The organism is Pseudodesulfovibrio sp. JC047, assembly GCF_010468615.1.
Lineage (GTDB): Bacteria > Desulfobacterota > Desulfovibrionia > Desulfovibrionales > Desulfovibrionaceae > Pseudodesulfovibrio.
In genome coordinates, this window is sequence record NZ_WUEH01000012.1 from 54,286 (window position 1) to 66,115 (window position 11,830).

Below are 11,830 nucleotides of genomic sequence, written 5' to 3' on the forward strand. Positions count from 1 at the left end.
ACGGTATCCTTTCTCTAAAAAAAACACGTGACCATAAAGAGTATACACCATGACACTAAAAATGGGCAAGCACAGACAATTAGTGGCTCAATCCGAGATACGAAACATGACGCTGGAGTGTGCGAAAGTCGGTGGAGTGAACCTGGCTCAGGGGGTCTGTGATCTGCCCGTGCCAGATGAAGTCGTTGCCGGTGCGGAAGAGGCCATGCGGTCCGGATTCAATACCTATACCCGATATGACGGGCTACCCCGGTTTCGTGAGGCCATCGCTGCCAAGCAGAAACGATACACCGGTATGGACGTGGACCCGGACTCGCAGGTCGTGGTTTCCGCTGGAGCAACCGGTGCCTTTTATGCCACCTGTCTTGCCTTGCTCGATGAAGGCGACGAGGTCCTCGTATTCGAACCGTATTACGGATATCATGTCACGACCCTGGCCTCGCTGGGAGTTACGTCGGTTCCGGTGGTTCTCGAACCGCCGGAGTGGGCGTTTACTGCGGACGATCTGGAGCGTGCGATCACGAAAAAAACGCGGGCCATTCTTGTGAATACCCCGTCCAATCCGGCGGGCAAGGTCTTTACCCGTGAAGAATTGACCGTGATTGCGGCGTGTGCCGAAGCCCATGATTTGTTTGTGTTCACGGATGAAATTTATGAACATTTCGTATTCGATGGTCGGGAGCACATCAGCCCGGCCACCCTTCCGGGCATGGCTCGGCGGACCATCACCATTTCCGGGTTGTCCAAGGTCTTTGCCGTGACCGGTTGGCGGCTCGGCTATGCCGTGTGCGATCCAGAATGGGCCTTGGCTATCGGGCATTTCAGTGATCTGGTGTATATTTGTGCGCCTGCTCCGTTGCAGGTCGGTGCGGCCAGGGGGTTGGAGCGGTTGGGACCGGAGTATTATCAAGGGATATCAGACGACCATCAGCTCAAACGAGATCTTTTTTGCCAGACGTTGGAAGATATCGGATTGACGCCGCACAGGCCCCAGGGTGCGTATTATACGTTGGCTGACGTCACCGCGCTTCCGGGTCGGACAGCTCGGGAGCGGGCCATGTTCCTGTTGGAAAAAACCGGCGTGGCCTGTGTGCCGGGGTCGGCGTTTTATTCCGGCCCGACCGGAGAAACGCTGGCCCGTTTCTGCTTTGCCAAACAGATGGATGCCTTGGAGGATGCCATGACTCGATTGAGAGGGCTTCAGTTATGACTGACGCGCAAAAAAGGGAATTCAGAGCATATGCCCAGGCGGAAATCGACGGTTTGAAGACGGAGATTCCTCGACTGGAGACATTGGTGCAGCCTGTTGCGCCGGATAATGCCATTGGCCGTATTTCCCGGATGGATACGATCGTCAATCAGTCCGTGACCAAGGCGCAACTCTCCAAATGCAAGATCCGGCTTGTTCGTTTGAAGGCGGCCCTTGAGCGGGTGGACGACGAGGATTTCGGGCTGTGTGTCGAATGTGATGAGCCGATCCCCATGGCGCGGCTCAAGGCCATGCCCGAGACGCAACTGTGCGTGGAGTGTGCAGACTGATCCCAGCCAGCGGGGACTATGCCCCGAGAATCATCATGTAGATCCGTTTGAGCATGGCCGGTGACATGGTGGAATCCCAATGCCCGGTCGCCTTGGCCCAGGCCCAGACCAGCAACAGCGTGGCCACGGCTCCGATGCCGACGGTCAGCCACGGGATGCGTTTGCCTCCCGGCAATCCCATGGACAAACAGTCCTCAACCGGACAGGCTTCAATACATTGAGCACAGCCGAGACATTCCGGTGAATGAACCACGGTTTTTTGGTGGATCGTAATCCCGGACGGGCAGTGATCTGTACATTTTTCACAGTGGATGCACTGGGTCGTGTCTCGTTTTACGGCGACAGGGCTGAACCAGGCGAGCAGGCCGAGCAACGCGCCGTATGGGCAGAGATATCGACACCAGAAATTCCGAATGCAGAGGCTCAACACGAGCAATCCGCCGAGTATGGACAGCGACAGGGCGGACGGATTGGTGAAGAATGCGAGCATTTTTGCGTCGGAGACCCGATTATACGGGCTGGAAATGAATGACTCCAATGCCTGGGGAGTCATGGAAAAAATGGCATAGCAGAAGCCGCCCAGAAGCAGATATTTCAGGCCCATCAGGGGGAAATTGATCCATTTGGGGGGAGTGATGGCCAGATGCAGTCGGCGTCCCGCCAGTTCCAGAAGGTGTGAAATGAATCCGACCGGGCAGATGTACCCGCAGAATCCTTTTCGAAAAAGCACGGCCATGAGCAGAATGGCAATGAAGATGGCCAGACCCGCAGGGTGGACTGTATCCCATGTCCCGGAGTGCAGGAATTGACGGAACCCCATGAGCGCGCTGATGGGAAGGAACCCTTCGACCGCGCCGGGTTTGGGAACAAAGATTTGGGATGTGCCAAGTGCCCAGGCCATGAAGGCCGCGAATCGGAATCCGACATAGGCACAGAAAAGGGTGAAAGCTGCTTGGACGGTCAGACGAAATGTGGTGGGAGTGATACGTTGTTTCATGGAATACCTACTGGATTTGGTGGGGTTCCTATACCAAGCCGGAGTGAAGGGCAACTGTGTGCAGATCATGCACACGATAACGAAGAAATGGATTGTGTGGATGACGTGACCGCACGGTCTGGAACTGTGTGGTGAGCATCAGGCGGAGTCTTTGGTCGCGTGCGGTTCGATGGAGGATATGTCCATTTCCCGACAGATGTGGGAGGCCAGCCCGATTCCCGCTTCGGCAAAGACGTTGAACGATGTGGAGACACCGGCTTCCTGAAGGATTTCGACCTCATCATCATACGTGGCCATGGCCGCGATTTTTCCCGAATATCCACGGTGTTTCAGTCGCTCGACAACAAAGAGCTGTGATGTCAGATTTGGTACAGTGAGGATGACCAGCGAGACTTTGGCTCCAATGGTGGGGAGCTTGTGCCAGAAATCCGGGTCCGTGACATCGGCGAGAAGAACCTGTTTTCCGCGTTCCTGAAGGGCATCCACGGTGTCGGCGTTGAAGTCGATTCCCAGCACGACCGGGCCGAATTTGTCCGTGAAATATGCATAGGCTCCGGTCCCGACTCGGCCCATGCCCACGACCACGATCTGCCAGGTCCCGGCGTCGTATTGTTCTTCATCTGGGTGCCGTTCCACTGTTTCGAATCGCTTCAGCATTCGGCGAAAGGTGTTGAAGAGCCTGTCAGCCATGGCATTGAATGGTGAGGCGATGACAAAGGAAAGAGACATGGCCACAGCCAGGGCCAGCAGCCAGTCGCGACTGAGCCAGCCGTTGGCAACGGCCACTCCGCAGACGATCAGACCGAATTCGCTATAGTTGGCGAGATTGAATGAGGTTATCAGGCTTGTTCTGGCTTTCAGACGGAATCGGGTGAACAGAAAAAAGAACAGGGCGACCTTGATGGGCGTGGCCAGGACAAAAAGTAGGGCCGCGTTCAGGGTGTTGATCGACGGAAGCCCGGCGAGTCCTATTTCCAGGAAAAAACCGACCAGAAGAAAATCCTTGATGGAATAAAGCGATGTGGCGAGGTCGCTGGCTCTGGCATGAGGGGCGAGCAGCATTCCCATGATGAGCGCGCCGAGGTCCGCCTTGAGTCCCACGATGTCAAAGGCCCAGGCTCCTGCCACAAAGGCGAGGAAGAACCCGAACAGGATTTGCAATTCGCCGTGCCCGATACGGTTGAGGATGCGCATGAACAGCCAGCGGGCCACAGGCAGGGCCGCAATGACCGCAATGGCCCATGCCGAGGGGATTTTGCCGGTGGAAAAGGCGAGGAACAGGACCGCGAAAATATCCTGAATGATGAGGACGCCGATGGCGGTTCGTCCGTTGAGTGACGAGGAACGGCCGCTTTCATCAAGAATTTTGACGGCGAATACCGTGGAAGAAAAGCTGAGGGCAAAGGCAATCAATGCGGCGGTTCGCCAATCCAGATCCGTGAAAAATGTCAAGCCGGAGGCCGCCAGACCAAGGAGGCCGATGGTGAAGAGTGTCACGGTGATGAGCATGTGCAGGGATGCCCCGGCCCAGACTTCGGGACGGAGCAGGCTCTTGATCTTGAGTTTCAGCCCAATGGTGAACAGGAGAATCGTGACACCGATGTCGGCGATTTCCTGAATGATCGGTCCGGTCGTGTATCCCTGTGTGGAAAGAATGAATCCCGCGACAAGGTAGCCGACCAATGGAGGGAGCCCTGTCCGGCTGGCAACATAGCCGAATCCAAAGGCACAGACGATGACGAGGGGGTCGATATACATGAAGGAATCCTAGGTTTTCTGGGAGTCTTGTACTTGAACGACACCACGAGTGATGATGCCGACCATGAGCGCGAACATGACGTAACTGACCAGGCATTGGACGATGAGCATGAGTTTGCCGTCCCATGTGGAGGGGACAAAATCGCCGAATCCCAAGGTGGTCATGGTCACGACCGTATAATAGAGGGAATTGAGAAAAATATCTCCTCCATCCATCATGAATCCGAAAGGAGGACGACTGCCGAGCAAAAGGTGTGCGCCTTCCAGCGTTGCATTGAGCAGCGTGAATCCGGCAAGCATGGTCATATAGATGCGCATGAGTTCGGAGACGTCACCCCAAGTGGCAATGTTGCCGGGTTTGAGCATCTTTATGATGTGGTGATTGAAAATTTTCAGGTGCCAGGCGAGAATGAAGATGACCACGATGGTGACGAGAATGACCCCTTCGGCGTGCAGCAGAAGCAGGACGTCGAGCGCACCGCCGATGAATCCGAGAATGGTGGCATAGAGTATTTCTGTTGGTTGGAAGGGGTGGGAAGACTGTTTGTGCCTGCGTTTGATGCGTCGATTGCGGTTGATGTGAAAGAGGAAGACAATTCCCCCGGTGAGAAGCCCGTTGCAGATGCCGATGAGTATGTCCTCCTTGCCAAACATGCCTTGGGCCAGAGCGGTCACGGTTTCTTTGGGAAGGATGCCACTGAGGACATACAACAGAAAGACACCGATGAAAAAGCAGGGGACGAAGTGAGTGAAGGCGATGAGCCAGAATGAGGCGGTCGGTGTTTTTTTCATGGTGGTGTTCTTTGTCTTGAGACTTTTCGTGTGCCGGTCTGTCTTTTTTATTGTGGAGTGTTCAGATGAATGACGGCTCTGGTCCCAATGGAGAGTCGCTTGATGGATTTGGCCCAATATTTGGCGATGAGTATGTCTATCAAACCTGTTTTTTTCGCTTTTTCAAGCGCATCAGAGAGTATTTGCGCAAGTTGTGGTTGCGTGGGGCTGACATAAAAAATGAAGTCGCGATCATACATAATGAGAATATGCGGCTCGATGGCAAGGTCAGGATGCAATTCGGATTCACGGAGAATCTCATTCATGCCTCGGGAAAAGTAATCCACGCCGCGAGTGCCTTTGGCCACCATGCCGTAAATGTGATGCCATTGGGGAACTTCCAAGTAGGGTAGGTCATTTGCTTTCCAGACATCGGCGTCGAACCAGCGAGAGCCGAGTCCGCCGATTTTTCCGAGTTTCTTGAAATCGTGAAGTGTCGAAACTGCGCGGTAGTCGTTTTTTTGGGCCGGAGGAACCAGAAGAATGCGTTTCCCTACCATGCCGTTGGTCAGATTGACGGGAATCGGAAGATAGCGTCGGTCCTTTTCTTCGGAACGGACCCGCCACAGCACGTTGAATTCACCCTTGTCCAACATGTCCAATTCTCGCAGGTGTGGTATGTCGTATACCTGACGGATAATGGTTGTATGCCCGGCCTGGGCGAGTGCGGAAGACAAGAGTTCGACAAAATACCGGTGACTGCCATCGGAGTATCCGGGGATCGAGAGCGTCAGGGATTGGGCACGAGCGATGCCCCCGCTTGCGATGAACAGGATTAGCCCGAGTAGTATGAAGAAAAAACGAAAACGGTTCATTGAGACTCCTGTCTCTAGTTTCCTTGAAGCAAGACGCCAAGTCAATGGGGTCATACATATCTTTTTTATGCGATAAAAGCACGTTTGCGAGACGGATCAATACGGTGTCCTGAGTGTTGTTGAGCTTGACTATATTGGCGATCTGGCTTAACAAACCACCTCTTTGCCCGCGCTGGACGGGAGTTGTGCGCGTGGTAGATATTTGGAAAACGAGATAATCCCGGGAGATAGGACAGTTGTTCGAGAGCCTGCAAGAGAGACTTGGCAACACTTTTTCGAAGTTGAGCGGCCAAAAGGTCCTTGATGAAAATAACATCAAGGATGGTTTGCGTGAAGTGCGTCTTGCACTGCTCGAAGCCGACGTGAACTTCAAGGTGGTCAAGCAATTCGTCGATCAGGTCAGGGACCGAGCCCTCGGCGACGAGGTTATGAAAGGGCTTGACCCCGGCCAACAGATTATCAAGATCGTCAATGAAGAGTTGATAGAACTCCTTGGCGGTGAACAACAAGGTTTGGACCTGAAGGCCCAGCCACTCAAGGTGATGATGGTTGGTTTGCAGGGGTCTGGTAAGACGACCAGTTCCGGCAAATTGGCGATGTATCTTCGCAAACAGCATGGGAAAAAACCGTATTTGGTGCCTGCGGACGTGTACCGTCCAGCAGCCATCGATCAGTTGAATACCCTGGCAAAACAGCTCGATGTGCCTGTCTATCCGTCCACGACGGATATGAATCCAGTTGATATCTGCAAGGATGCACTGGTCAAGGCCGAAGAATTGGGATGCGACCTTGTCCTTTTCGATACTGCGGGTCGGTTGCACGTTGACGAAGTCTTGATGGAGGAACTTGCCACCATCAAGCGGGAATGTCAGCCGCAGGAAATTTTGTTTGTGGCGGATGCCATGACCGGTCAGGATGCGGTCACTGTTGCCGAGAGTTTCAATGAAAAACTCGAAATTTCAGGCGTGGTCCTGACCAAGATGGATGGTGACGCCCGAGGTGGTGCCGCCCTGTCCATCAAGACCGTGACCGGCAAATCGGTCAAGTTCGTGGGTGTGGGCGAAAAACTCTCTGAATTGGAGTTGTTCCACCCTGACCGTATTGCCTCGCGTATTCTCGGCATGGGCGACATGATGACGCTCATCGAGAAGGCGCAAAGCGAAATCGATGAAGATGAAGCCAAGGCCATGGCTGAAAAGATGGCCAAGGCTGAATTCGATTTTGAAGATTTTCTTGGACATATGCGCAAGCTCAAGAAGCTTGGTTCCATGGAAGGGCTGCTCAAGATGATTCCCGGTATGGGGAACATCATGAAGCAGATGGGCAACGCGACGTTGCCGGAAGATGAAATGAAGCGCACCGAAGCGATCATTTCGTCCATGACCATGCAGGAACGTCGTCAACCAAAACTCATCAATGCGAGCCGCAAAGAGCGGATTGCCAAGGGTTCCGGGGTCAAGGTTGCCGATGTGAATGTGCTCATCAAGAATTTCAAGCAGATGAGCAAGGTCATGCAGTCCATGATGGGCGGCGGCAAAAAGAAGAAAGGTAAATTCGGTTTGCCGAAAATGCCTGGCTTGGGCGGTGGAATGCCGAACATGGACGCGCTTGGCGGAATGCCTGGCATGGGTGGAATGCCCGGAATGCCGGGGATGCCCGGGATGGGAATGGAGGAAGAGGGCGGAAAACGTTCTTTATCCAAGAAAACCCTGAAGGCGCGTAACAAGAAGAAATTGAACAAGAAAAAGAACAAGAAGAAGAAAAAGAAGAGATAGGAACTGAAGGCGATTCGTCTTTGAACGATATTAACTTGCCATAAAGTCGGCAAAAACGTATTAATCAATTATTGGGAGAATAAGCTCATGGCTATGAAAATCAGACTGACCCGGATGGGTTCCAAGAAGCGTCCTTTCTACCGCGTAGTGGCTCTCGACTCAGCCGTTCGCCGCGATGGACGCCCCGTAGAATTCCTCGGGCATTACAATCCGATGGTCGAGCCCAACGAAATCAAGCTCGATATGGATAAAATCGAAAAATGGTTGGAAAAGGGCGCAGAGCCCAGCAACACCGTTCGTTCTCTGCTGAAAAAGGCCGGCAAGTAGCCTCGTGCTTCAACATGCAGAAAAGGCTGTAGGCCTTCCTGTATGGTCCGGTTCACATTTGGCAGCTCAAGTTCATGGCACGAGACGATGTGCCAGCCCCGGAGGTGACGTCATGTTGAAAGAGATGATTGAGTACATTGCCAAGTCCTTGGTGGACAACCCGGACGAAGTGCAAGTTTCGGAAGTCGAAGGCGAACAGACCTCGGTGATCGAACTGAAGGTGGCCAAGGAAGATCTTGGCAAGGTGATCGGCAAACAAGGTCGCACGGCTCGCGCCATGCGGACGTTGCTCGGTGCCGCATCTACCAAAGTTCGAAAACGCTCCGTTTTGGAGATTCTCGAGTAGTTTCGGTAGATCGATGACCATGAAGCAACCCGCTAAGGGATTTATCCCTGTGGGTGGGGTGGTCAAGCCGCACGGAATTCGTGGGGAGTTCTGCATAAAGAGTTATGCAGACTCCCCGTCCATTTTCGGCACGATCCCCGCCGTCTATCTTCAGGATGGGAAGAAACCACCACAACCCGTCACCATTGCGTCTTGGCGTGAGCATAAAGGCCTTGTCCTGCTCACGGCCAAAGGTGTGACTGATCGCGATCAGGCGGAAGCCCTTCGTGGTCGGACTGTTTTGGTGCGCGAAGTGGACCTGCCCGAACTGGGAGACGACGAACAATATCTGTATCAGATGATTGGTTGTCGTGTTGTGGTGACGGATGGGACAGATGTTGGTGAATTGACAGGGTATTACGAAACCGCTGAACAGGACATTTGGGTCATCGTCAACGAAGCCGGGACAGAAATTCTGCTTCCTGCCGTGCCCGAGTTTGTTCTGGATATCGACCTTGACGAAGAATGTATCACCATCGATCCCCCCGAGGGACTGCTGGATTTGTATCTGAACCCGGACCCACCCAAGAAAAAGCGAAAACGTCGTCCGCCTCGCACGAAAAAGTCAAAGCAGTCATGAACTACCATCTGGTTTCTATTTTTCCGCATTATTTCGAATCCCCGTTGTCAAATGGCCTTATGAAAAAAGCCGTTGAGAACGGGTTGGTCAATCTGGATTATGTCGATGTGCGGCTGTTTGCCGGAGGCGTCCACAAGTCCGTTGATGACCGTCCTTTTGGTGGTGGTCCCGGCATGTTGCTCAAGCTCGATTCCATGGTGAAGGCCCTTGATTCTGTCGAATCCAAGGGGCGTATCCTGATGATGTCGCCACGCGGCAAGCCGCTGGATCAGGCCATGGCTCGTGAGTTGTCGCAAGAAGAGGACATCACGCTGATCTGTGGCCGATATGAGGGGATTGATGAGCGGTTGCTCGATCTCTATCCCGTCGAAATGGTTTCTGTGGGAGATTTCGTGCTCAATGGCGGTGAAGCCGGTGCCGTGTGCCTGGTGGAAGCCGTGTCCCGTCTCTTGCCCGGTTTCATGGGCCATGAGGATTCAGGCGACGAAGAATCCTTTTCTGCCGGATTGTTGGAATATCCGCATTATACGCGGCCTGATACCTACGATGGGTTGAAGGTCCCTGACGTTCTGCGTAGTGGTGACCATGGCCGTATCGCGGACTGGCGTCGTGAATGCAGTCTTTCAATGACGTTAAATGACCGCCCCGACATATTGCCGGGGGCGACCTTGACGGTTGAAGACATCGATTTTTTACGGGAACAGTCGCGAACTCGACTGGGGCGCAATCTGTACATTGCGTTGTGTCATTATCCCGTGGTCAATAAATTTGGTGAAAAGGTCGCTGTTTCAGTAACCAATCTGGACCTGCACGACATGGCGCGGGTGACTCGTAGTTACGGGCTGGGGGGATTCTACGCCACCACGCCCATCGACGACCAGAAAGCCCTGGCCAATCGGCTGCTTGACCACTGGAAGGATGGGGCCGGAAGTCTGGCCAATCCCGACCGGGCCGAAGCCTTTTCCAAAGTGAAGGTTTTTGACGATATTGACGCTGCTGTCCTTGACATTGAGGCGCAAACAGGGCAATGTCCCCGCCTCGCGGCTACGTCAGCACGGCTGGATCGTCGCAAGAAAGCCGAGCCTGCAATGACCTATCAGGAATTGCGAAGCTGGCTTGCCAACTCTCCGGTTTTATTAATTTTTGGAACCGGACACGGTTTGGCGGAAGAAGTCCTCTCCAAAACCGAAGGCATTGTAAGGCCGGTGCGGTATTTGGACGACTACAACCATCTGTCGGTACGAAGTGCGGTTGCGATTATCGTGGATCGGCTTATCGCGGATGAGTACTAAGAATTTAGGAGACTATCATGGACATTATCAAAAAGATCGAAGCCGAGCACATTCGTTTGGATATGCCCGAGTTCAAGGCCGGTGACACCGTCAAGGTTCACTACCGCATTATCGAAGGTGAAAAAGAGCGTATCCAGGTCTTCCAGGGCGCAGTTCTTCGTCGTCGTCGCGGCACCACCAACTCCACCTTCACCGTTCGTAAAATTTCTGACGGTATCGGCGTTGAGCGCGTGTTCCCCATGCACTCCCCCTTCATCGATCGCGTTGAAGTGGTTTCCGAGGGTAAAGTCCGTCGGTCCCGCATCTACTATCTGCGTAACCTGCGCGGTAAGGCTGCTCGCATCAAGTCCAAGCAGATCTGGGAATAGTCTTCGATCTCGCGGTTACCAGTATCGCGACTCGAAAAATATCACCCATTTTGTGACGATATATATGCCCGGAGTATCTCTTGATACTCCGGGCTTTCGTGGTTGACACGTTGTTGTCGAGTGGTGCCTTCGGCGACTGGGGGAAAGGGAGAGACAAACCCTTTGAAAAGGGTTTTTTCTCTCCCTTTCCCCCAGACCCCCTATCTCTCTTTTTTCCTGAACTTTTTATCGCTCGCTTCGCTCGAAGCTCTTCAGTATCAGGACGCTCTTTCATGGAAAATCAGTCCATTTGCCGACGAGTGCCTGATGCCACCCCCGCCGAAGGCGCACCAAAAAGTTTTGGAGATTCTCAAGAACCTTTTTCAAAAGGTTCTTGAGCCGCCGGAGGCATCTTTTCCTTCGCCTGTTTTTGCTTGCTGGGGGATTGTGATTGAGGCACAACGGTCACGGAGGAATTGATGCACCAGATATCATTGTATTCGGTGAAGGGGTGTGCGGTCACGGAGATTGCGGGCGTTGATGAGGCCGGGCGTGGGTGCCTGGCTGGTCCAGTGGTGGCCGGGGCGTGCATTTTGCCGGTGGAGTATGACCTGCCGGGGCTGAATGATTCGAAACAACTTTCGGCATCGAAACGTGAAGTTTTGTACGATCAGATTCGGGAACAGGCGGTTGCCTGGTCGGTGGGCGTTGCGTGGGCACCGGAAATCGATTCGATCAATATCTTGCAGGCAACGTTTCAGGCCATGGCCCGGGCCGTACACGGATTGAAAGTCGAACCGAAATTTTTGCAGATTGACGGTGATAAAACCATCCCACCACATGCCTTGCAGCACATGATTCCGCAGGAATCCATCATTCAGGGCGATGGAAAGATCCCTGCAATTTCAGCCGCATCTATCATGGCCAAAACATTTCGGGATCGGTTGATGGTCAAATTGGCCAAACTGTATCCGGGATATGGCATTTCCAAACACATGGGGTACGGAACCAAAGACCATATGGAAGCCATTCGAAAACTCGGCCCGTGTCCACAGCATCGGTTGACATTCCGGGGCGTCAAACCGGAAACGAAGAAACAGGAACAGGCTCGGTTGATTTTTTAGGGAACACGACAGATTTCGTTGAAAGGGAAAACGCTCCGTCTGCGGTTTGCAGGCGGAGCG

The 11,830-nt window shown here is 53.4% G+C and carries 13 protein-coding genes; 9 read left to right on the plus strand and 4 right to left on the minus strand.

Translation table 11 applies throughout. The annotated features are described in order from the left end of the window. The first annotated feature begins 49 nt into the window (after nt 1–49). Nucleotides 50–1,210: an aminotransferase class I/II-fold pyridoxal phosphate-dependent enzyme gene (locus GO013_RS09655; RefSeq protein ID WP_163810558.1), complete on the plus strand. Its 1,161-nt coding sequence runs from the start codon at nt 50–52 to the stop codon at nt 1,208–1,210. Next, a complete protein-coding gene (locus GO013_RS09660; protein WP_163810560.1) occupies nt 1,207–1,539 on the plus strand; it encodes a TraR/DksA C4-type zinc finger protein in 333 nt (110 codons plus the stop codon). Before GO013_RS09655 ends, GO013_RS09660 begins: the two co-directional genes overlap by 4 nt. A 16-nt stretch (nt 1,540–1,555) precedes the next feature. Here the strand turns inward: GO013_RS09660 and GO013_RS09665 are convergent, their stop codons facing one another. The 4 genes from GO013_RS09665 to GO013_RS09680 form a co-directional block, all read right to left on the minus strand. After that, nucleotides 1,556–2,536 carry a 4Fe-4S binding protein gene (locus tag GO013_RS09665; RefSeq protein WP_163810563.1) on the minus strand — a complete coding sequence of 327 codons (981 nt, stop codon included), beginning with the start codon at nt 2,534–2,536 and terminating at the stop codon, nt 1,556–1,558. Between the two features lie 138 nt (nt 2,537–2,674). Then, nucleotides 2,675–4,294: a cation:proton antiporter family protein gene (locus GO013_RS09670; protein WP_163810565.1), complete on the minus strand. Its 1,620-nt coding sequence runs from the start codon at nt 4,292–4,294 to the stop codon at nt 2,675–2,677. Between the two features lie 9 nt (nt 4,295–4,303). Then, complete coding sequence (locus tag GO013_RS09675) at nt 4,304–5,086, minus strand: potassium channel family protein (RefSeq protein WP_163810567.1); 783 nt, start codon at nt 5,084–5,086, stop codon at nt 4,304–4,306. A 47-nt stretch (nt 5,087–5,133) separates the two neighbouring features. Next, nucleotides 5,134–5,940 (minus strand): hypothetical protein, encoded by an 807-nt coding sequence (locus tag GO013_RS09680; RefSeq protein ID WP_163810569.1) that lies wholly within the window; start codon nt 5,938–5,940, stop codon nt 5,134–5,136. 236 nt (nt 5,941–6,176) lie between these two features. On the opposite strand from GO013_RS09680, the gene ffh reads away from it, so the two are divergent. The 7 genes from ffh to GO013_RS09715 all read left to right on the plus strand — a co-directional run bounded on the left by ffh (nt 6,177) and on the right by GO013_RS09715 (nt 11,770). Continuing rightward, nucleotides 6,177–7,715 carry a signal recognition particle protein gene (ffh, locus tag GO013_RS09685; protein WP_163810571.1) on the plus strand — a complete coding sequence of 513 codons (1,539 nt, stop codon included), beginning with the start codon at nt 6,177–6,179 and terminating at the stop codon, nt 7,713–7,715. An 87-nt stretch (nt 7,716–7,802) separates the two neighbouring features. After that, on the plus strand, nt 7,803–8,042 hold the full coding sequence (gene rpsP, locus GO013_RS09690) for a 30S ribosomal protein S16 (protein WP_163810573.1): 240 nt from the start codon (nt 7,803–7,805) through the stop codon (nt 8,040–8,042). A gap of 112 nt (nt 8,043–8,154) precedes the next feature. Then, entirely contained in the window at nt 8,155–8,388 is a 234-nt protein-coding gene (locus GO013_RS09695) for a KH domain-containing protein (protein WP_163810575.1), read from the plus strand. A 19-nt stretch (nt 8,389–8,407) separates the two neighbouring features. Further along, a complete protein-coding gene (gene rimM, locus GO013_RS09700; RefSeq protein ID WP_239057815.1) occupies nt 8,408–9,007 on the plus strand; it encodes a ribosome maturation factor RimM in 600 nt (199 codons plus the stop codon). Continuing rightward, the gene (gene trmD / locus GO013_RS09705; RefSeq protein ID WP_163810579.1) at nt 9,004–10,299 is read left to right on the plus strand and encodes a tRNA (guanosine(37)-N1)-methyltransferase TrmD; all 1,296 of its coding nucleotides are present in this window, start codon (nt 9,004–9,006) and stop codon (nt 10,297–10,299) included. The genes rimM and trmD overlap by 4 nt, the downstream gene beginning before the upstream one ends. Before the next feature lie 17 nt (nt 10,300–10,316). After that, nucleotides 10,317–10,667 (plus strand): 50S ribosomal protein L19, encoded by a 351-nt coding sequence (gene rplS / locus GO013_RS09710; RefSeq protein WP_163810581.1) that lies wholly within the window; start codon nt 10,317–10,319, stop codon nt 10,665–10,667. Nucleotides 10,668–11,125: 458 nt separating this feature from the next. After that, nucleotides 11,126–11,770 carry a ribonuclease HII gene (locus GO013_RS09715; protein ID WP_163810583.1) on the plus strand — a complete coding sequence of 215 codons (645 nt, stop codon included), beginning with the start codon at nt 11,126–11,128 and terminating at the stop codon, nt 11,768–11,770. The last annotated feature ends 60 nt before the right edge of the window (nt 11,771–11,830 follow it).